Here is a 20,313-nt window from a genome sequence, read left to right as displayed (position 1 = left end):
GATGTCATGTTGCAATGTCCATATACTGTAATATCAATCCCTTAGACAGTAAGGTCCAGCCATCAAGCGCGACAAAAAGCACCAGCTTAATAGGTGTAGATATCGTCACCGGACTCATCATCATCATCCCCAGCGCCAGTAGCACGCTGGATACCACCAGGTCGACGACAACAAAGGGCAAATAGAGATAAAAACCAATTTTAAACGCGCTTTTTATTTCGCTCAGCGCATAAGCAGGTAATAACGCAAATATTGATGGTTTTTCAATTTCATCTTTGTCACGCTTTACCGTCTCGGTCTCTTCTCCATACTGACGCTTCAGTTGCGCGTTTTCAAAAAACTGAACTAACTCGCGATCTGAATATTTGATCAGATAATCGCGATAACCATCCAGACCTTCATCAACGTGTTTACTTAATGACGAAATATCATTAAAGGTGACATCTTCGTCCTCAAAATAGACGTAGGCATCATGCATTATTGGCCACATAACAAACATAGAAAGCAGCAATGCGACGCTGTTAAGCGTCATATTTGAAGGTATCTGCTGCAATCCCAGGGCGTTACGCACCATGACAAATACAATAGAAAATTTAACGAAACAGGTTCCTGACGCAATAATAAATGGCAACAGGGTGGAAAATGCCAGTAAGGCAATTAATGAGATATCATTCCCCATTACCAGACTCGCTCAGCCATTCATGGATCTCAACGCCTAAGGTGTCATTCATCTGTACCAGTTCGCCATTACCAAGCAAAACACCATTCGCCATAATTTCAACGTTAAGTTCAACATTGGTCGGCAGTGATAATAGCTGTTGCTGCCCCATGGCTTCGAGTTCGGCGAGGGTAACGTTCTTACGATACAAAACAAATTCCAGTTTGACGGGCAATTGATTCAAGCCAGGCAGAGTTTCTGCAGTTTCAGTTGTATTATTTTCTTCTTCGATATGTTGAATATCTAACGTTTCCACAATAATTCCCCCTTCAACACGGTTGAAATGACCTAACTTTTTCGCGTAGCAATAAACTTCCGCACGGGAAGTACGAATCAGGAGTACATCTCCGATCCCGATTCGGCCCAGCAAAGAACGCTGCGTATCACTGCTACCGATTACAAAGCGCAACGGCCAACGCAGCATTTTCGGCCTGCCGCCCCCGACTGCAGGCAGTTCAGGAAGATGCTCAAACCACAGGCCGCCCCGATCGCTCATAATGTGCAACAATTTCCCTTCCGGCAGCGCGCTTCCCGGTACGGGGTTCTCTACGCATAAACGCCGACAGGACAAATGCGGCACGGGCAACTCAAACGGTCGCTCTGTTGCAGCAAGCCAGGGAACGACCAGGTGCTCAGCACCGGCAGAAACCGCCGCCCCCGCCAGAGCGGGAGAGACATGCTCAAGCCAGCCCCCAGGTTTAATCCAGGCCGACCACCGTTTTTCTGCATCGCTCAACCGAACCCACATTCCCTGTCGCGTCGGATATTCCAGCGTCGCTTCCCGGCCATGGCGCTGGCATTCTGTCGCGGTTTGCGCCAATAGCCATTCGCGACGATCAATCTGTCTCACACGCAATGACATCAGGCGTCATCCTCCTCGCCAGATTGCTGTCTGTGCTGTTGCTGCTGCGGATTTTGTTGATCGTCTCGCGTCAGGTGCCAGCGCTGGGGATTACCGTTTTGCCATTGATCATGCAAACGATGTTCAACCTGCGTATTTGACGGTATTAACGAAAACTCCCCTGCTTGCCGCGCCTGAATATTGACGGAATAGTCATTTCCCCAGCGCTGAAAACGGTAAGTCAGCGAGCTATCCTCTCCTTTCACGCCATCGGCAGTGGGAAAAATAGTCATCATCGGCTTTGATTGCGCCGCTAAAGGCATTTTTTCATCGCCGCCGGTTAATTGGCTAAGATCGGCGATAGTGGTTGGTTGCAGCGGAAGCTGAGAAACATCTTTAACCTTTTTATGATCTTTATCGTCAGGCTTACCGGTATTGGCTGCGGCCATTCGGGCAGGTGCGACATCCCGCGCCAGCGGCGCGCCCTCTTTACGAACGCCTTCGCCCGCGATGGCTTTATTATCCCCAGGCAATGCCTTGATATTATCGTCAGAGATTCCCGTGGCATTATCGGTTACTTCACTAACGGATTCCACGGCTTTTAAATCAGCAGATAATTTTTTACCGCTTACGCTTTCTAACGGCCTATTTTTAGGCGATAGCAACGCTGCGGATTTATCTACTTTGGCCTCCGCAGAAATCAAACCGACAGATTTTTCAGCAGTGACTTTCAACAGTTTTTCAGCAATCCTGAGTTCGCCTTTTCCGTTATGATGCAGACCAGAAACGTTGCCATTGTGATGTTCTGATTTCGCTGGCGCGCAATGTCGCCATGCCGCCAGTAATACCGGTAAAGCCGTTTCTTTATGCATTACGAAAGCATCGCCATAGTCGCGATCTTTTTTATCACCGGAATATTCTGTCTTATGTTTTTCCACCGTTTTTTTTAATGCTTCTGATAAACCGCCAACCTCATCCTGCTGCGGCAGTAAAATGTTCCCGGATGAACTGACAGCTGACACATCGCCCATTAAATTATCTCCTCTGACTCGGCCTCTTCCTGCTGTATCTCTCGCTGGATATAGTGTCTTTTCTGACGAATTATCCAGCGTTGATAGTTCCCTTCTTTGCGCAACCAATATTTACTTTTTTTCTGAAACTCTTCCCTTTTCTTTTCCAGCTCGCTCCGTTTTTCCTGAATTTGTATAATCTGGAGTTCTAAATCTTTTATCTGCCGGCGAACAATAGACTGCTTACGTAATAACGTATAAATTTCCTCACGACTGAGCTGTCTGTTTTCTGCACGCAGCGTATCTAATAACAATTTCAGACCCGCTATTTGTTCAAGGATCGCCTCCTCCTCGGCCTGCAGCCCGCGGTCCTCATCCTGATAGCGAAGTAATATTGACTCACACTGTGAATGAAATACCGTACAGCGCCGCTGTAAAACTTTAATTCTGGTCAGCGAATGCATTCATACCGCTCAACGTGTCATCAAAGGATGAATATTGCGCTACCGGCTGGCATAACCAGGCTTTCAGGCTATCCCGCATCTGCATCGCCCGATCGTTATCGATATTTTCGCCAGGACGATATTCTCCCAAGTCAATGAAAAGCTGGAGCTCTTCCAGACGCGTCATTAATTTACGCACGGCAGATGCCTGTTCAGCATGTGTCGGCGTCGTGACTTGTCCAAAAACGCGGCTTACGCTTTTCAGTACATCGATTGCCGGGTAATGTCCCTGCCCGGCCAGCTTTCTGCTCAGATACAGGTGACCGTCAAGGATAGAGCGAATTTCATCCGCCATCGGGTCCGCCTCTTCCTCGCTTTCCAGCAGTACCGTATAAAAGGCAGTAATGCTTCCCTCGCTGGTCGCCCCGGGGCGTTCCAGCAAGCGGGGCAAATTATCGAATACGGAGGCGGGATAACCTCGACGGGCCGGACGCTCTCCCGACGCCAGTGCCACATCTCGCAAAGCACGCGCATAACGGGTCATGGAATCGATAAAAAGCACGACCCGTTTTCCCTGGTCGCGAAAATATTCCGCTACGGTTGTCGCCAGTTGCGCCGCATTGCAGCGATCGACCGAGGGGAAATCGGAAGTGGCAAAAACCAGCACGCATTTTTCTTTCTTATGCGAAGCGCGCAACATATCCACGAATTCAGTGACCTCACGGCCTCGTTCACCGATAAGACCGATAACAAAGACATCCGCCTCCGTTTGCTCGATCAGCATATGCATCAGCATGGTCTTACCGCATCCTGCGGAGGCAAAAATGCCCATTCGCTGGCCTACGCCACAGGTCAATAACCCGTCAATCGCGCGCACACCGGTAATCAGCGGTTCACGGACGCCAACGCGCGAAGCGTAAGACGGCGGTGCGACATCAATAACGCGTTCTTCGCTAATCGGCGCCACTTCAGGGGTAAAACGCTCAACGATTTTCCCTGTCGGATCCAACACCGCGCCTAATACTGAGTATCCCACCCACGCCGATAACGCACGTCCAGTGGGATAAAGCACGACATCGCGGCTCAGCCCCTGGGCATTGCCGATAAGGCTCAGCACGGTGCGTTCCCGCTGTAAGCCAACCACCTGCGCACGTGCAACAACCTGTTTTTGGTGCCAGCCACGGCGTATTTCACACAGTTCGCCAATGGCCACATCGCGCAATTCCGCCTCAATAATTGGGCCGGTTATTTTTTGTGGGTAGGCCAGATATTGCAGTAAACGAGGTGTTTTCATCTCATTAGCGACCGACTAAAAACTTCCAGATAGTTGTAAAACCCATTCAAGGCAGTAGAGAACTTTTCACCGTCAGATAAAAAATCCGGATGCACTAAGGCTTTAAGCGTTAGCTCCCCATTCTGCTCCCCCAGTAGTAATTGCCCGCCGCGGGCAAAATGGCATCCTTCCATTATGGTCATTAAGATTTCATAAGCCCGCTGTTGTAATACCACCATGCTGTCAGCACCCAATTGCGCCCAGATCCATACATCATCGTCCTTGACGCTGATACAGATACTTGGCAATGCAAATAAATCCAGAACAATTGTTGAATGGCTATCTATTCCTCCAATTAATGAAGGATCGCAACCACTTACTTCCAGTGCGGAACGAACTAATTCAGCGATATCCAAATGTTGCATAGATCTTTTCCTTAATTAAGCCCTTATATTGTTTTTATAACATTCACTGACTTGCTATCTGCTATCTCACCGAAAGATAAAACCTCCAGATCCGGAAAACGACCTTCAATCATTTTCTTAATAAATCGACGGACATCGACAGACGTAAGGAGGACAAGATCTTTATGTGCAATCAATAAATCATCCAACTTAAGTGTAATGAGATCCATCAAATTAGCGGAGGCTTCCGGGTCAAGGCTGAGGAAGGTACTGCCAGAGGTCTGACGGATCCCTTTGCGAATAACATCCTCAACTTCAGCAGATACCATTACTGCTCGTAATTCGCCGCCATTGGCGAATTTATGACAAATATAACGCGCCATTGCTCCACGAATATGCTCCACAAGGTTAATGACATCTTTTTCTCTTGGCGCCCACAATGCGAGCGCTTCCATAATTAATTTCATATTACGCACGGAAACACGTTCGCTTAACAAACGCTGCAAAACTTCAGATATACGTTGTACCGTGGCATGTCTGAGCACTTCTTTAAGTAAATCAGGAAATTTCGCTTCCAGTTGGTCCAGCATATGTTTTGTTTCCTGAATACCGAAATATTCATTGACGTTGCGCGCCAGCGTCACCGCCAGACAGTGGTAAAGCTCATCAAGCGCGTTCCGCAACACATAGCCAAGCTCCCGGAGTTTCTCCCCCTCTTCATGCGTTACCCAGAAATACTGACTGCTACCTTGCTGATGGATTGTTGGATTAATGCCAAAGGAAACAACTTCATCGGAATAATTTACCACTCGCATCAAATCAAAATAGACCGTAAATTGTTCAACACGGATCTCATTAATCAACAATACGATGCTGTTATCGTCCAGGCCCTCGCCATCGCGTAACAATACTTCCGGCAGGCGCACGCCATAATCAATAAAGAACTGACTACGTAGGCGCTCCGCAAGTTGAGCTTTTTCCAGATCTTCACGCCGGCTCTTCGGCACAAGTAATATCAACGGTACAGTCTCTGTAGAGACTTTATCGAGATCGCCAATCAGTCCTAACGACGACCCTTCTTTTTCCTCAATACTGAGCGGCTGCTCGCCTTTGCTGGTTTTAGGTTTGGCGGCGCTACGTTTTGCTTCACGGAATTTAAAATAGAAGAGTACGCTTAAAACCACCGATAAAATAACAAATACCGGCAGCGGGAATCCCGGCAGAGTTCCCATTGAAATGGTCAAAATAGCCGTAACAACCAATACAAATGGGTTGTTCAACAGCTGCGTCATGATATTCCGCCCCATATTATCGCTATCGCCATTTACGCGAGTCACGATAAAACCGGCACTAATCGCAATCAACAATGCGGGGATCTGGGCGACAAGACCATCACCAATGGTCAGCATGGTATAAGTAGACAGAGCGGAGGACAAATCCATACCATGGCGGGTCATCCCCACCGAAATACCGCCAATAAAGTTCACAAAGATGATAATGATGCCGGCAATAGCGTCACCTTTGATAAACTTCATCGCACCGTCAAAGGAACCGTAAAGCTGGCTTTCCCTTTCCAGTACGCTTCGCCGTTCGCGCGCAGCATCCGCATCAATAATACCGGCCTTCAAATCGGCATCAATACTCATCTGTTTACCGGGCATACCATCCAGAGAAAATCGGGCCGCGACTTCCGCGACGCGTTCTGAACCTTTGGTAATAACGATAAACTGGACCACGGTGACAATAGAGAAGACAACAAAACCCACCGCCAGGCTATCGCCAATAACGAATTGCCCGAACGTGGCGATAATTTCACCGGCATCGGCTTCAATCAAGATAAGACGGCTGGTACTGATCGATAATGCCAGACGAAAGAGCGTGGTAATTAACAGTACCGCAGGAAACGTTGAAAAACTGAGGATTCTGTCAATGTAGAACGACCCCATAAACACCAATATCGCCAGTACGATATTCAGTGCGATCAGGAAATCAACCAGATAGGTAGGTAATGGAATGACGAACATAGAAATGATCATCACCATTAGTACCAGAATCAGTAATTCAGGTCGTAAACGAGCACTGTTAAGTAGAGAAAGCAGCACTATAGGTATCCTGTTAATATTAAATTAAGACAGCTTTTCAATAGTACGACGCTGTTCTGCCATTTCATGCTTGTAGGCAATATCGGTCATACTACGTAACGCCATTAACAATTCTTCCTGCCAATATTCTTCATAAAAGAGTGAAGAGGGTATGGCTTTACATACTTGATAAAATATCTGCAAAAAGGATGCATGTTCTTTATGACTAAGCAATAACGCATTCAAACCTATAATATCGGCTAACAGCGAATCCACTTCATGTGGCTGTTGCAATAGCGAAAGCATCAGTAGTAGCCACGACGACTCCTCCGCATTAAACGCTTTGGTAAACGAATACGACAACAATGTACTCACAAACAGTAGGTCAGCGGAGCGCAACATTTTAAGTTGCGTCAGGCGTCGTAAAAGCTGGCCAAACTCCAGGCGCGAACAGCTGGCGTCATTCGCGTCAATATCGGTTAATAGCGAACCCTCGATAAAATCCAGTACCACCAGTCGACGTTGATAGCCATAACTGGCTATCCAGTCAGAGTAAATCTCCACTTCATGTGATTCACTCTGGATAAATTGCCGATAGCTGGCGCGCAATAAGCCTGGTTTTAACGATAATGTTTTCCCAAAAAGCCGGGCCTTCAACGCACAATTAATCCCTGCCTTGAGGGTCTTCGGATCGGTTTGCTCTTCAACGTGCTTAAGTAACGACTCCAGCTTTTTCCGCACGATCTCTTCCAGGTCTTTACGACGAAGCAATTCGCGTAACACAAGGACTAAATCACTGGGGTCAGGAAATAAGCTACGCGCCTGACGTAAAAAATCTTCTAACGCGCCGCCATGTACGCTAATTAGCTTTAATATTTGCTTCGCCTTCGGTAAAGCCTCATCCTCCAGCACGCGTTCAAAACTGTTAGATAAATTACTGGATTTTTTTTCATAATCGCGACGGTTACGAAATTGCGCCAGCGCCGCTGACATTTCGTCCGTCGACTGGACAAATTTTTGTACTTCCGCCCCTGGAGACGAATCCTCTGCGGCCTGTTGTATTTCCGCCTGTTGCGCATCAGTATGTTGGGTCGCATCCTGATGAGATGCCTGCCGGGACAATATTCTGGAAAATGAAATACCAGAGGTTGAGCCAGGAATCATTTAATTACCTCCTGACCTCTATCCAGATAAACACGAACCCATTTCTGTAACTTATCGTCCCCACTCCAGGCACCGCTTTGCTTCAGAATATTGTTTACCGATTCGCTGGCATCCGGCGTTAACGGGTCGACAATTTCTTTTGGTTCAATCATGAACACACGAACAACATTACTTTTATTCTTACTGGAATAACGGAACAGGCTACCAATAAGCGGTAATTTGCCTAAAACCGGAATACTTTGGACAGTATCGGTATTTGCATCCCGTGTATAACCACCGACCAGCAAACTTTTTCCGTGCGGAACTCTTGCAATAGTGCTAATTAACGTTCGCCCGACTTCGGGTAACGCATCTACGGAGGTGGTAGTATCGGATTGCGGCGTCTTATCGTTGCCATCTTCAATGTCCAGCGACATTTCTATCTGACCATCTGCGGAAAAACGGGGCAGCACTCGGATCATTGTTCCGTATGTTACATGCTCAAGCGCCACATTACGTTCCCCAATCAGCTTGGTGTAAAACGTTCTGTTGTTATCAAAAATAGCGGGAACATTTTCCTGAGTCAGTAATACCGGACGCGAAACCACCGTCGCCTGTTTCTTCTCTTCTAACGCATTGACCGCGGCGATGAATCGACTGCCATCGAGGGTACTTATTGAAGACTGGTTTAATGACACGCCAAGTTTGTCCCCAATAGTTATGCTGCCGCTCCATGAAGTGCCCAAACGCTCCAGATCGCTTTTATTAAGATCGACAATCCACAGGGATAATTCTACGTGACGTTTGGCGACATCCAGCGCTTTAACCAGCATTTCGATAAAATGCACCTGCCCAGCCGTTCCCTTTACTAACAAACTGTTGGTATCCGGATAGGCCACGATTTTAATATTGCCCGCCGCGGCATTTTGCTTTAAAGCTTCCTGCAGACTCATGCCACCGGCATAATTTGCTGCTTTACCTTTTTCTCCATTCGCTGAAAATGCTGGCATCGCCGGGGGTTCGCTACTGACAATATTACCTAAGGGTTGCTCTTCTCCCTGCAATAACCTTTCAATGGCCGTAGCAATACCGGGAATAACCATTTTCTGATCGCGCAGATTGTAGGTACGATCGCCCACGAAGGTATTGTTCAGACGCATCACCCCTATTTTCTGGCGTCCCAGCTCAATACCATCGTTTTGCTTGTCCATCATGGTGGCGGCGTTGACCACCATATCAACATAGACGGGTGGCCCTGAAACATAGAATGTTCCTTTACGGTTATCGCCACGTAGCGGGTAATTTTTGTTATATAAACCTGAGCGTTTTAGAAAATTGTTGAACTCATTGAGTGAGACGTTGCGTAAAGAAACCACGGCATTGCGCATTTCACTGGCGTCATAAATATAGATAGCCTGCCCATCGAAATACCAAATCAGCCCCAGTTGTAGGGAAAGCTTCTCCAGTAATGCGTTAGGATCGTGAAACTCAAAGTTGCCCGTAATTTTTTTTCGTGCCGCCATTTTGCTAACAATGACAGGCTCCTTTAGCTGTAGCGCCATGGCATCGAAAAATGTCCGCAGGCTATCGTCTTTCGCAACAAACCCACTTCCCGTTACAGGTATTTTTTCACTAGAATAACCAGGTGCAACCAGAACAAGCGCGGCACATGCCAGCACTCTGGCCAAAAGAATATGTGTCTTCATTTGTCTGCCAATTGAATAATATTTGATAATTTCCGCGGCGAAACGCCGATCAGCTCTTTGATCTCACTAGAAAAATGTGAAGGCGATGAGTAACCATGATTAACGGCTAATTGGGTGATGTTCTCGTGGCCTTCTACACTATTCAGCAGCGATTGCGCCATACGCCAGTTTCGTAATTCACTCTTCGCTTTTCCGCCCAACGCTCTGCTGCACAAACGACGAAAATGGGTATAAGAAACGCCATAGTCTTCTCCCAGCATTCTCATCGTGTTGCCGCTGGTTGACTGAGCGAGTAAATAGCCAACCAACCAGTAACTCTCGCTTTTTCGTAACAGCGCCAGTACCTTATTGAAGGCCGGAGAAGGCGTAATAATTTGCTGCAAAAACCAGTACTCGCAGCGTTTACGATCTTGCCAAATAGCGCGAAACTCAGGACTCAGCAAAACCCATTTATCGGATTCAGCATATGTCGTGTCCACTAATCCTGCGCCATCGATAAATGCCAGTAATTTGCTGAGTACTTCAATTTTTAACGGTCGAAAAACCAGGTCTCCTGATACTGGTGCGACAACGGCCTGCTCGCAAAAAAGCAGCGCGCCTTCCTGAATCAGGCAGTTTTCATTGTGTCGGCTTTCAGAAAATGACATATGCAGCTTTTGCGCGGAACACGTCTGTATAAACCATGCTTCCGGGCTGCGGATTTTCCGCTTCTCTCCTTCTTTAAGTACTTCCTGCGTATTTAGCATTGTTGTCAGCACCAGTTAAAAATCATTTTAATATGTAAACAATACCAGGAGCGGGTGGCAAAATCCTGATGCAATCATTATGAAACTGATGCCACCCGCTAATTAAATTAGCCAACTTGCACAGCGCTTGCTGATTTAAAATAGAAAATCAGCTCATAGTATACAAATTATGGCTTATTGTTCTACAGCAGCAAAAATTCAGATATTGTCATCGGGATGGAGAATTAATTATTTATATCAGGAGTTTTTTTTGCTAGCATTCCTGAAACGCATTCGCCCCTTATCACTATTGTCAGATAACATTCTGACGGTTGTGTAAAAACATGGCGCCTCATTCTTCTGTAGTTGGAGTTAATATGAAAAAATTTTATAGCTGTCTTCCTGTCTTTTTACTGATCGGCTGTGCCCAGGTGCCCCTCCCTTCCTCCGTGAGCAAACCGGTACAGCAACCTGGCGCTCAGAAAGAGCAACTGGCCAACGCAAATAGTATTGATGAGTGTCAGTCTCTTCCGTATGTGCCGTCAGACCTTGCGAAGAATAAATCATTATCAAACCAGAACGCTGATAATTCCGCATCAAAAAATAGCGCAATCAGCTCAAGCATTTTTTGCGAAAAATATAAACAAACCAAAGAACAGGCGCTTACCTTCTTCCAGGAACATCCACAATACATGCGTTCGAAAGAAGATGAAGAGCAACTCATGACCGAATTTAAAAAAGTTCTACTTGAACCCGGAAGTAAGAATTTAAGCATATATCAGACGTTACTTGCTGCCCATGAAAGACTGCAAGCCTTATAAGGCCATATCACCGCTGACTGAACTCATCATGATATAATTAAGACCATACTTTGCATTGCCACTTAATATCAATATAATTATTATAGCTATGGTCACTTTTACGGTTGGCCATTTGTCTCTTACGTTGCATTTATCAATCTGCTTTTTGATACAGCAGCACCTCGCTGCTGCTTTTTTTATTTGTGATAAAGAACGGCCTCCCAAACTCGGGAAAATAGCCGAAACTTATACTGATAAACTATCGTCTCGTATATCGCGATAAACTGACATCCCCCTCTTGCCCCACATGTTGGCATTCTTACGATACCCCATCCACTTTTCGCGGATAACGTTCTTTTGAACTTACCCAGCAATAGTGGACACACAACTAAGTGAGTAAACGCTCAAGCAAGAGGTGACTCACATAACAAAACCAGCATCAACCACCAAAAAGCCACGCAAGCAGCACACGCCTGAATTTCGTCAGGAAGCCCTGAAACTGGCGGAACGCATTGGGGTGCCCGCTGCCGCCCGTGAGCTTAACCTGTATAAATCACAGCTCTACAGCTGGCGAAGCAAACAGCAAACTCAGCTCTCTTCTTCTGAACGTGAGCAGGAGATGTCCGCCGCTTAGGGTTGTGTCCATACTACGCGGGTAGGATCAATCAAGCAGTTACGGCAAAAAAGAGAATCATGAATATATTTAGCAAACTCCCTGATGATACGTAATCAGTGAGATTAAAATAATGCAATCGCGATAAACCGAAGTTAATGCCCTGTTTAAAGACAGTGAACGACCTTCTTGCCATGTCTGGACTATATCAGCCTCACATGTACGCTTTGAAAGCGTACAGATATGTATTATAATTGTACATATTGTTCATAAACAGGAGGATGAAAACCATGCCTCAGATAGCTATAGAATCTAACGAAAGATTGTCGTTACGTGTATCGACGGATGCCAAAAAGTTGATAGTCCGCGCTGCGGCAATCCAGCAAACCAACCTGACGGATTTTGTGGTCAGTAACGTACTACCTGTCGCACAGAAGATTGTTGATGCCGCCGAACGGGTATATCTGACGGAGCGTGATACTCAAATGATCATGGAAATTTTAGATAACCCGCCAGCGCCGAATGAAAAGCTTCTTGCCGCTGCTTTCGCCCTGCCGGACATGAAGAAATGATGTTTACAGACTGGCATGAGGCCGCGATAGGGAAAACCCACAATCGAATGAATTTTGATTGTGGGGATGCCGATCTGAACCAATTCCTGCAACGCCATGCACGACAAAATCATGAGAAAGGGACAACAAAAACCTACGTTGCGCTTGATAATTCGGATGTTACACGTATCCACGGCTTTTACTCAGTCAGTCCTGCATCACTGATATATGCACAGGTTCCCGGCGCAATCAGCAAAGGATTAGGGAGATATGATGTGCCAGTGTTTCGTCTGGGTCGTTTAGCCGTAGACAAATCTATGCAGGGGCAAGGGCTGGGAGCACAACTTTTGTTATCTGCCGGAAAGCGTTGCATACAGGCGGCTTTGCAGGTCGGTGGCGTAGCCCTGCTTATTGATGCCAAAAATAAACAGGTCTGCGACTGGTACAAAGGATTTGGCGCAGTACCATTAAACGATCAACCCCTTTCCTTGTTGCTGTCGTTTAAAACGCTTTATGCTGCTTTATCTGCATCTGGTAGGTTATGACAACATGAGGCTTTGTTGAATAATTCAGAATCGGCCAACGATAAGGATACAGGACTCCCACCGGAGCACTCGTTATACGAGCCTGACGCTGGTCAGCATTGCCAACAACGTCATCCGGTTCAGCGCTTTGACCATCGCCATCGCCATCGCTTCACCCACCTGCGCGTCATAGTTCCGCAGGCTCAGATGGCCGCCCAGCAAGGTTTTGAGACGGAACATCGCTGTTTCCACTACTGAACAACGGTGATAGCCCACTTTCTTTTCCAGACCTCATTGCTGCCGCTCAGATGTTGATTCGCCACCGCGTGGTTACGCTCATGGTACTTGCCCGGCCAGTATCGCGCACCGCTTCGTGGCGGGATTAGCGGCCTGATTAATAACACATCATGGCAATAGCGCGTGTCATAAGCGCCGTCAGCCGAGGCTTCCCTGATTTTACGGTGAGTCTGGCTAATCAGCCCCGGCAGTGCCTGCGCATCTGTCGTGCCGCTGAGCGGGAAAGTATGCCTTTGCAATTAATCAGGAAAGTGTTGCGCGAGAAATAGCGCATCTTTCAAGCACATCGTCTACTTTAATTAACCGATTCATAAAATATATATTATCTGTTCATTTCTAGCTTGTAGGCTATTTTAATAACTGTGTATTTTAAACAATAAAAATTAATATTACCCTACTTCTTTGTTATAATACCAGCCTCCAAAATTGTGCTATAGGAACATCATGGAATTAATTCGTTATGCTGACATCAACAGCGTTCTCTATCGCCACATTTGGGTCGTTGGTGATATTCATGGATGTTACTCCTTATTGTTAACCAGACTGGCTCAATTAAATTTCTCTCCTGATACCGATCTCTTGATCTCCACTGGAGATAACATTGATCGAGGAAAAGAAAACCTTGAAACACTGAGACTGTTAAATACCTCATGGTTTATTTCTGTAGTGGGTAATCATGAAGCTATGGCGCTTGACGCTTTTGAAACACAGGATGGCAATTTCTGGTATGTAAACGGTGGTTACTGGTACGACTCGGTCACCCAAAAAGACAGGCAAGAAGCCACTGAGCTATTACTAACTTTTAAGCAGCGTCCTCACATCATAGAGGTTAAAACGTCCTCAAAGAAGTACGTGATTGCCCATGCCGATTATCCAGATGACAGCTACGATTATGGGAAGCAAGTTGATATTGATAGCGTTCTATGGTCACGCGATCGTCTGCTTAGTTCGTTACAGGGGAATATCCATCCAATACGCGGTGCGGATACTTTCATCTTCGGCCATATGATTGTTGATTACACAACAACATTCGCCAATCAAATCTACATTGACACCGGTTCTTTCTGTTCAGGCAATCTGTCTTTTTTTAAAATAAAGTAGTCTGGAAATAGAATTATATAATATTAACCCTCCCTGCATTATGGCAATGATATAGCCTTCAATAAGTACCATTGCTCATTCGTAATAGCGTCTAAATTTCGCGTTTTTCCGCCCATTTCATCATTAAGATCGCAGACCAAAAAACGAAGCCGTAATCCGACGCAGGTAGTTACTCGATCGCCTGAGAAGAGTAAAGATCGCACAGCTCAAGATACCTATCGGAATAAAGCACAATAACCGTGGTGGCGAAATGGATCGGCTTGCCTTCATGCAACACAATCTTGATTACGGTCTTGAGTTCGGAAGCATCCGTTTCCCTCTTAATTTTGTTGTGATTTCTCTTTGTTGCGAACATGGTCTGAACTAATTGCCTGCAGATTGCCTTGTTTCGTCAATATTTGGAAAATCGAACACATTTTCAACTTTTACTTTCAAGACAGAACTTGGCTTCCTACCCTCACTGACATTACGATCTGACGAGGCTACTCTTCGCTGGATTACGTAGGTTTTTTTCGTCAAACTGGCTTTTACCCCGAAACCAGCAGGAGCTTGTCTGTGGTCATCGAAAACAATGTAGAGTTTTTGAGCTGGGTTAGCTTCGAAAACGATTTTTCCAGAGCGACTGAGCGCAGACTTAACATTGATACTTAACTTGTTGATAATGAAAGGCTGGCTGAGAGTTGTTTTCAAAGTATCACCCCTGTTGTAGTCCAGGAATGATGAGAATGTAACCTGTCACATTTTAGGCTACAGATGAGCTACAAATTTATGGGTTTATGTGAGTTTATAGGGGTTTTACCTATGGCCACATGAGCACTTGAAAGAATAAAAAACGAGTAAAATCAATATGAATGAGTCATTTGATAAGGACTTCTCCAACCACACCCCCATGATGCAGCAGTATCTCAAGCTGAAAGCCCAGCATCCGGAGATCCTGCTCTTTTATCGTATGGGAGACTTTTACGAGCTGTTTTATGACGACGCAAAGCGTGCGTCGCAGTTGCTCGATATTTCGCTGACCAAACGCGGCGCATCGGCTGGCGAACCTATCCCTATGGCGGGTATCCCGCACCACGCCGTAGAAAACTACCTCGCGAAACTGGTCAATCAGGGCGAATCCGTCGCTATTTGCGAACAGATTGGCGATCCGGCCACCAGCAAAGGTCCCGTTGAACGTAAAGTCGTGCGTATCGTTACGCCTGGCACCATCAGCGATGAAGCCCTGTTACAGGAGCGTCAGGATAACCTGCTGGCGGCTATCTGGCAGGATGGTAAAGGCTACGGTTACGCCACGCTGGATATCAGCTCCGGGCGCTTTCGTCTGAGCGAACCCGCCGACCGTGAAACGATGGCCGCAGAGCTGCAGCGCACCAATCCCGCCGAACTGTTGTATGCCGAAGATTTTGCTGAAATGGCGTTAATAGAGGGACGCCGGGGTCTGCGCCGTCGCCCGTTGTGGGAGTTTGAGATTGATACCGCCCGCCAGCAGTTAAATCTGCAATTCGGTACGCGGGATCTGGTCGGTTTCGGCGTCGAAAATGCCTCGCGTGGATTATGTGCGGCAGGCTGCCTGTTACAGTACGTAAAAGATACCCAGCGCACCTCCCTGCCGCATATTCGTTCCATTACGATGGAACGCCAGCAGGACAGCATCATTATGGATGCCGCGACCCGCCGCAATCTGGAAATTACCCAGAACCTGGCCGGCGGTGTCGAAAATACCCTCGCCGCGGTGCTTGACTGTACCGTGACGCCAATGGGTAGCCGAATGCTTAAACGCTGGCTGCATATGCCGGTACGAAATACCGACATATTACGTGAACGCCAGCAGACCATCGGCGCCTTGCAGGATACCGTCAGCGAACTGCAACCGGTGCTGCGTCAGGTCGGCGATCTGGAGCGCATCCTTGCGCGTCTGGCGCTGCGCACCGCGCGTCCGCGCGATCTCGCCCGAATGCGTCACGCCTTCCAGCAGCTGCCGGAATTGCACGCTCAGCTTGAAACCGTTGACAGCGCGCCGGTACAGGCGTTGCGTAAAAAAATGGGCGATTTCGCCGAACTGCGCGACCTCCTGGAGCGCGCCATTATTGACGCGCCGCCGGTACTGGTCCGCGACGGCGGCGTTATTGCGCCCGGCTACCATGAAGAGCTGGATGAATGGCGCGCGCTGGCGGACGGCGCCACCGATTATCTCGATCGTCTGGAAATTCGCGAACGCGAGCGTACCGGGCTGGATACGCTGAAAGTCGGCTATAACGCGGTACATGGTTATTACATTCAGATTAGCCGTGGTCAAAGCCATCTGGCGCCCATCAATTATGTGCGTCGCCAGACGCTGAAAAATGCCGAACGCTACATTATTCCTGAGCTTAAAGAGTACGAAGATAAAGTTCTGACCTCGAAAGGCAAAGCACTGGCGCTGGAAAAACAGCTATATGACGAATTGTTTGATCTGCTGTTGCCGCATCTGGCCGATTTACAGCAGAGCGCCAACGCTCTGGCGGAGCTGGATGTGCTGGTTAACCTGGCCGAACGCGCCTGGACGCTGAATTACACCTGCCCAACATTTACCGATAAACCCGGTATCCGTATTACCGAAGGTCGCCACCCGGTGGTTGAACAGGTACTGAATGAGCCGTTTATCGCTAACCCGCTCAATCTGTCGCCGCAGCGCCGGATGTTGATCATTACCGGCCCCAATATGGGCGGTAAAAGTACCTATATGCGACAAACGGCATTGATCGCCCTGCTGGCCTATATCGGCAGTTACGTTCCGGCGCAAAACGTGGAAATCGGCCCCATCGACCGTATTTTTACCCGCGTCGGCGCAGCGGACGACCTGGCTTCCGGGCGTTCGACCTTTATGGTGGAGATGACCGAAACCGCGAACATTCTGCATAATGCGACGGAAAACAGTCTGGTATTGATGGATGAAATCGGGCGCGGTACCTCCACGTATGACGGGCTGTCATTGGCCTGGGCCTGCGCGGAGAATCTCGCGAATAAGATTAAAGCGTTAACGCTGTTCGCTACCCACTACTTCGAGCTGACCCAATTACCGGAGAAAATGGAAGGCGTGGCGAACGTCCACCTGGATGCGCTGGAACACGGCGATACTATCGCGTTTATGCACAGCGTGCAGGACGGCGCGGCAAGTAAGAGCTATGGCCTGGCGGTCGCGGCGCTTGCGGGCGTCCCTAAAGAAGTCATCAAACGCGCGCGCCAAAAACTCCGCGAGCTGGAAAGCATCTCGCCCAATGCGGCGGCAACGCAGGTGGACGGCACGCAAATGTCGTTGCTTGCCGCCCCGGAGGAGACATCGCCCGCCGTTGAAGCGCTGGAGAATCTCGATCCGGACTCCCTGACGCCACGCCAGGCGCTGGAGTGGATCTATCGGCTGAAAAGTCTGGTGTAAACGTGTCAGACCCGATAGCGCCGCGCTATCGGGTCTGCGCGCCGGAACAGGCTTTTCAGGCTGTGGCTGTCGTTTCATGTAAATGACGCCAGACTATCCGTCCTCTTTCCCTTTTTAAAATGACCGTCGACCAGCGTACCGTCTCGGCCTGGCCCGGCAGTTGCTGGCGCTCACGATAACGCAGCGCGGCGCCTTCCGGCCACTCCGCCACAAGATCAATGTGCTCAACCATGATAACCAGCCCCGGGCGACACGCGCGCTGCGCCTGGAAAAAAGCGCCCAGCGCCGGATAATCCAGACAAATACCTCCTGGCGTTATCATCGTAAAATCAACAGCAAAACGCGCTATCAACGCCTCCAGGCTACCCCCCCCCCCTTACTAAGCCAGTTCTCAATCGCCGCATGGGCATGAATAATTTCTTCTTTATATGGATTCATGATCTTTCCTTTTTCAGGCACAGAAGCGCCTGTCTATTGTTTAGACAGACAGCGTAAATAAGGGGCAGCAGGGTGATACCGGCGGCGGCAATAAAGGTCCAGCGATAAGCAACCTCAAGCGACATAACGCGCTGGAGCGCGTTTAACAGCAGCGTCAACAGCGTCGCGCCAAGGAAAAAGCTAAGCTGACGATTAAGATTCCATAGCGCGCTGGCGTCAGGCATGTCCCGGCGAGCAATAGTCAGGAAAGCGCCACTCTGCGCGGTACTGCTGCACAAACTGCCGCCAGCGCCCATTAAGGCGAATATCATCATCAGTACACGATGCGATGTCGCAGGCGTAACGTTAGTTAAAAGCAGTATCCCTGCAGCCTGAAGAAGACAGCCGACGATAATCAGCGGACGCGGCCCAAGCCGATTGAAGTAACGTCCGGTAAGCATAATGGCGACAAATGAAGCGATCGACCAGGGGAGCATCAGCGACCCCGCCGCCGCAGGCGATAGCTGCGCGACGTTCTGTAGATAAAACATCCCGACCACGCTGATACCAATGAACATACCCGGCACACACAGATAGACGATCATGGCAAAACGCAGCAGCTTGTCCGTCAACAACGGCAGATGGAGCAATCTTGCTGACGCCATTGTCGTCGAAGCGACGTTCAGCCAACGATAAGCGAGCAATAAAGTGAGAACGGCCACCGGCAGCGTGGCAAAAAATATCCAGCGCCAGCCGCACGTTTCCACCAGCAGCCCGCCAATCGCAGGCGAACATGCCGGCGCCAGTAGCGCCACCATCATGACGACCGATGACACGCCAGCGCGTTCATGCGGTTTAAACTGTTGCCAGGTTAACGCCTGACCAACCGGGATCAATAAGCCACCGCCCGCCCCCTGCACAATACGCCAGAAAACAAGGCTGTGTAAGGAATCGGCAAAACCTGCGGCAGCGGCGGCAACGCTAAACAGAATGAGCGAAAATATGATCAGCCGTCGTGCGCCGAGATAACGTGAAAGAAACGCGCTAAACGGAACGATCAGCGTTAATCCTGCGATATAACCGTTACTCACCCATGCCAGCGCCGATATGGACGTATGCAGATCCACGGACATCGCAGGAAAAGCCACGCTGGCAATAAACAGATTAATCAGATCAAGAAAGAAGCCGAGCAGGTAAACCACTGCCACTTTACTGCGATACGTCATTATGCATCCTCCGTCAGAGGCGCTAATGTAGCCGTCCGGAGAAAGCCAGATAAGTCCGCGCTTCAACGATATACTGTCAAAATAATTTTGACAGTAAAGGAGCTCGCCATGCTCAATTTGCAGCGTATGTCGCTGTTTGTCGCCGTGGTAGATAGCGGCAGCTTCACGGCGGCGGCCGCCGCATCGGGCCAAACAAAAGCGGTAGTGAGTTTTAATATTCGGCAGCTTGAAAAAGAGCTTGGCGTAACGTTACTGCTACGTTCCACCCGACGACTGACGCTCACAGACGCCGGCGTCCTCTTTTACCAAAAAGGCGTGAATTTACTCAATGCAGCGAAAAATTTGCAGGATGAAGTGCGTGCCAGCCATAGTGGGCTGGGCGGCGAGTTACGTATTACCACTACGCCCGAGTTTGGCGAACAGGTGGTCATTCCGGTACTGGCGCAGTTTAGTCAGCGCCATCCCGATCTCCGTATTCGGCATATGTCCTCATCACATCATGCCGATTTAATTGCCGAGCGCTTTGATGTGGCGATTCGGCTTGGCTCGCTGGCGGACTCCCGCTATCGCGCCGCGCTGATATCCCGCTTTACCATTCTGCCGGTCGCCGCGCCGCAGTGGCTCGCCCGCCACCCCGTGTCGTCACTGGAGTCGTTGGCCCAGGCGGAATGGATTATTCATGAGCGATTACCTACGCCGCTACGGTGGACAGTAACGAATAATCATGGCCAACACTCACGCCTGGAGATAAGCAAAGCCGGCAAAATTTCTGTCGACAGCGCGCGCTCGCTGATGGCCTTCGCTCTCGCGGGAAGCGGCGTCGCATTACTGCCGCAATGGTTAGTCAACACCGCACTGGAGGATGGAACGTTAATTCACGTGTTACCCGACTATCATTTTCCCCGTCAGGGCATTTATGCCGTTTATCCAGACGCCCGCCATGTATCGACAAAAGTACGCGCATTTATTGATTTTTTACGTTCGCAATGGGATTGCGGGGAGCACGCCCCATCATTGTAGCCAGC

Annotated in this window: 17 protein-coding genes and 4 pseudogenes; 7 read left to right on the top strand and 14 right to left on the bottom strand. The window is 48.6% G+C overall.

Annotated elements, in window-relative coordinates:
* Nucleotides 1-4 precede the first annotated feature (4 nt).
* The 10 genes from spaP to invF are packed head-to-tail and all read right to left on the bottom strand — an operon-like array spanning nt 5 to nt 10,266.
* Nucleotides 5-679: an SPI-1 type III secretion system export apparatus protein SpaP gene (spaP, locus tag AAYN39_RS12315; RefSeq protein ID WP_000526019.1), complete on the bottom strand. Its 675-nt coding sequence runs from the start codon at nt 677-679 to the stop codon at nt 5-7.
* Nucleotides 669-1,580 carry an SPI-1 type III secretion system protein SpaO gene (gene spaO / locus AAYN39_RS12310; protein WP_000058738.1) on the bottom strand — a complete coding sequence of 304 codons (912 nt, stop codon included), beginning with the start codon at nt 1,578-1,580 and terminating at the stop codon, nt 669-671. The genes spaP and spaO overlap by 11 nt, the downstream gene beginning before the upstream one ends.
* The gene (gene spaN / locus AAYN39_RS12305) at nt 1,580-2,590 is read right to left on the bottom strand and encodes an SPI-1 type III secretion system protein SpaN (RefSeq protein ID WP_000503113.1); all 1,011 of its coding nucleotides are present in this window, start codon (nt 2,588-2,590) and stop codon (nt 1,580-1,582) included. Before spaN ends, spaO begins: the two co-directional genes overlap by 1 nt.
* Nucleotides 2,590-3,033 carry an SPI-1 type III secretion system protein SpaM gene (spaM, locus tag AAYN39_RS12300; protein WP_000555884.1) on the bottom strand — a complete coding sequence of 148 codons (444 nt, stop codon included), beginning with the start codon at nt 3,031-3,033 and terminating at the stop codon, nt 2,590-2,592. Before spaM ends, spaN begins: the two co-directional genes overlap by 1 nt.
* Nucleotides 3,011-4,306, bottom strand: coding sequence for a SctN family type III secretion system ATPase InvC (invC, locus tag AAYN39_RS12295; RefSeq protein ID WP_000856766.1), 1,296 nt, complete (start codon nt 4,304-4,306; stop codon nt 3,011-3,013). Before invC ends, spaM begins: the two co-directional genes overlap by 23 nt.
* Nucleotides 4,303-4,710: an SPI-1 type III secretion system chaperone SpaK gene (gene spaK / locus AAYN39_RS12290; RefSeq protein ID WP_001164066.1), complete on the bottom strand. Its 408-nt coding sequence runs from the start codon at nt 4,708-4,710 to the stop codon at nt 4,303-4,305. The genes invC and spaK overlap by 4 nt, the downstream gene beginning before the upstream one ends.
* A 23-nt stretch (nt 4,711-4,733) precedes the next feature.
* The gene (invA, locus tag AAYN39_RS12285) at nt 4,734-6,791 is read right to left on the bottom strand and encodes a type III secretion system export apparatus protein InvA (protein WP_000927219.1); all 2,058 of its coding nucleotides are present in this window, start codon (nt 6,789-6,791) and stop codon (nt 4,734-4,736) included.
* A gap of 24 nt (nt 6,792-6,815) precedes the next feature.
* A complete protein-coding gene (invE, locus tag AAYN39_RS12280; protein WP_000612166.1) occupies nt 6,816-7,934 on the bottom strand; it encodes a type III secretion system gatekeeper InvE in 1,119 nt (372 codons plus the stop codon).
* Nucleotides 7,931-9,619 (bottom strand): type III secretion system outer membrane ring protein InvG, encoded by a 1,689-nt coding sequence (invG, locus tag AAYN39_RS12275; protein ID WP_000848103.1) that lies wholly within the window; start codon nt 9,617-9,619, stop codon nt 7,931-7,933. The genes invE and invG overlap by 4 nt, the downstream gene beginning before the upstream one ends.
* On the bottom strand, nt 9,616-10,266 hold the full coding sequence (gene invF / locus AAYN39_RS12270) for a type III secretion system transcriptional activator InvF (RefSeq protein ID WP_001674874.1): 651 nt from the start codon (nt 10,264-10,266) through the stop codon (nt 9,616-9,618). The genes invG and invF overlap by 4 nt, the downstream gene beginning before the upstream one ends.
* Before the next feature lie 455 nt (nt 10,267-10,721).
* On the opposite strand from invF, the gene invH reads away from it, so the two are divergent.
* From invH to AAYN39_RS12250, 4 genes and pseudogenes are all read left to right on the top strand, one after another.
* On the top strand, nt 10,722-11,165 hold the full coding sequence (invH, locus tag AAYN39_RS12265) for an SPI-1 type III secretion system invasion lipoprotein InvH (RefSeq protein ID WP_000715096.1): 444 nt from the start codon (nt 10,722-10,724) through the stop codon (nt 11,163-11,165).
* Nucleotides 11,166-11,568: 403 nt separating this feature from the next.
* Nucleotides 11,569-11,769: pseudogene (locus AAYN39_RS12260) on the top strand (transposase); the annotation flags it as partial.
* 269 nt (nt 11,770-12,038) lie between these two features.
* Nucleotides 12,039-12,329 carry a DUF1778 domain-containing protein gene (locus tag AAYN39_RS12255; RefSeq protein WP_000855694.1) on the top strand — a complete coding sequence of 97 codons (291 nt, stop codon included), beginning with the start codon at nt 12,039-12,041 and terminating at the stop codon, nt 12,327-12,329.
* Nucleotides 12,326-12,853 carry a GNAT family N-acetyltransferase gene (locus AAYN39_RS12250; RefSeq protein WP_000971655.1) on the top strand — a complete coding sequence of 176 codons (528 nt, stop codon included), beginning with the start codon at nt 12,326-12,328 and terminating at the stop codon, nt 12,851-12,853. Before AAYN39_RS12255 ends, AAYN39_RS12250 begins: the two co-directional genes overlap by 4 nt.
* A gap of 72 nt (nt 12,854-12,925) precedes the next feature.
* Here the strand turns inward: AAYN39_RS12250 and AAYN39_RS12245 are convergent.
* A pseudogene (locus AAYN39_RS12245) lies at nt 12,926-13,347 on the bottom strand (IS5/IS1182 family transposase); the annotation flags it as partial.
* A 226-nt stretch (nt 13,348-13,573) separates the two neighbouring features.
* On the opposite strand from AAYN39_RS12245, the gene pphB reads away from it, so the two are divergent.
* Nucleotides 13,574-14,230, top strand: coding sequence for a protein-serine/threonine phosphatase (gene pphB / locus AAYN39_RS12240; protein WP_000420463.1), 657 nt, complete (start codon nt 13,574-13,576; stop codon nt 14,228-14,230).
* A 169-nt stretch (nt 14,231-14,399) separates the two neighbouring features.
* Here the strand turns inward: pphB and AAYN39_RS12235 are convergent.
* Nucleotides 14,400-14,920 (bottom strand): annotated as a pseudogene (locus tag AAYN39_RS12235) (cytoplasmic protein).
* A gap of 157 nt (nt 14,921-15,077) precedes the next feature.
* Here AAYN39_RS12235 and mutS point away from each other — a divergent pair.
* Nucleotides 15,078-17,645, top strand: a complete 2,568-nt coding sequence (gene mutS / locus AAYN39_RS12230; RefSeq protein ID WP_001005807.1) for a DNA mismatch repair protein MutS — start codon at nt 15,078-15,080, stop codon at nt 17,643-17,645.
* A 55-nt stretch (nt 17,646-17,700) separates the two neighbouring features.
* On the opposite strand, the pseudogene AAYN39_RS12225 reads toward mutS, so the two are convergent.
* Nucleotides 17,701-18,083, bottom strand: a pseudogene (locus tag AAYN39_RS12225) (DUF4440 domain-containing protein).
* Nucleotides 18,080-19,288 (bottom strand): MFS transporter, encoded by a 1,209-nt coding sequence (locus AAYN39_RS12220; protein ID WP_000222405.1) that lies wholly within the window; start codon nt 19,286-19,288, stop codon nt 18,080-18,082. Before AAYN39_RS12220 ends, AAYN39_RS12225 begins: the two are co-directional and overlap by 4 nt.
* 87 nt (nt 19,289-19,375) lie before the next feature.
* On the opposite strand from AAYN39_RS12220, the gene AAYN39_RS12215 reads away from it, so the two are divergent.
* Entirely contained in the window at nt 19,376-20,308 is a 933-nt protein-coding gene (locus AAYN39_RS12215; RefSeq protein WP_000216318.1) for a LysR family transcriptional regulator, read from the top strand.
* Nucleotides 20,309-20,313: the final 5 nt, after the last annotated feature.

The sequence above is a fragment of the Salmonella sp. K21076 genome, from assembly GCF_039650795.1.
Taxonomy (GTDB): Bacteria; Pseudomonadota; Gammaproteobacteria; order Enterobacterales; family Enterobacteriaceae; genus Salmonella; species Salmonella enterica.
The sequence above is the reverse complement of the archived record's forward strand: the minus strand, read 5'-3'. Positions and strand labels throughout refer to the sequence as shown.

What these genes read in the sequence shown, in the direction of transcription:
- spaP (WP_000526019.1), bottom strand. Translation starts at nt 679, where the DNA reads ATGGGGAATGATATCTCATTAATTGCCTTACTGGCATTTTCCACCCTG.
- spaO (WP_000058738.1), bottom strand. Translation starts at nt 1,580, where the DNA reads ATGTCATTGCGTGTGAGACAGATTGATCGTCGCGAATGGCTATTGGCG.
- spaN (WP_000503113.1), bottom strand. Translation starts at nt 2,590, where the DNA reads ATGGGCGATGTGTCAGCTGTCAGTTCATCCGGGAACATTTTACTGCCG.
- spaM (WP_000555884.1), bottom strand. Translation starts at nt 3,033, where the DNA reads ATGCATTCGCTGACCAGAATTAAAGTTTTACAGCGGCGCTGTACGGTA.
- invC (WP_000856766.1), bottom strand. Translation starts at nt 4,306, where the DNA reads ATGAAAACACCTCGTTTACTGCAATATCTGGCCTACCCACAAAAAATA.
- spaK (WP_001164066.1), bottom strand. Translation starts at nt 4,710, where the DNA reads ATGCAACATTTGGATATCGCTGAATTAGTTCGTTCCGCACTGGAAGTA.
- invE (WP_000612166.1), bottom strand. Translation starts at nt 7,934, where the DNA reads ATGATTCCTGGCTCAACCTCTGGTATTTCATTTTCCAGAATATTGTCC.
- invG (WP_000848103.1), bottom strand. Translation starts at nt 9,619, where the DNA reads ATGAAGACACATATTCTTTTGGCCAGAGTGCTGGCATGTGCCGCGCTT.
- invF (WP_001674874.1), bottom strand. Translation starts at nt 10,266, where the DNA reads ATGTCATTTTCTGAAAGCCGACACAATGAAAACTGCCTGATTCAGGAA.
- invH (WP_000715096.1), top strand. Translation starts at nt 10,722, where the DNA reads ATGAAAAAATTTTATAGCTGTCTTCCTGTCTTTTTACTGATCGGCTGT.
- AAYN39_RS12255 (WP_000855694.1), top strand. Translation starts at nt 12,039, where the DNA reads ATGAAAACCATGCCTCAGATAGCTATAGAATCTAACGAAAGATTGTCG.
- AAYN39_RS12250 (WP_000971655.1), top strand. Translation starts at nt 12,326, where the DNA reads ATGATGTTTACAGACTGGCATGAGGCCGCGATAGGGAAAACCCACAAT.
- pphB (WP_000420463.1), top strand. Translation starts at nt 13,574, where the DNA reads ATGGAATTAATTCGTTATGCTGACATCAACAGCGTTCTCTATCGCCAC.
- mutS (WP_001005807.1), top strand. Translation starts at nt 15,078, where the DNA reads ATGAATGAGTCATTTGATAAGGACTTCTCCAACCACACCCCCATGATG.
- AAYN39_RS12220 (WP_000222405.1), bottom strand. Translation starts at nt 19,288, where the DNA reads ATGACGTATCGCAGTAAAGTGGCAGTGGTTTACCTGCTCGGCTTCTTT.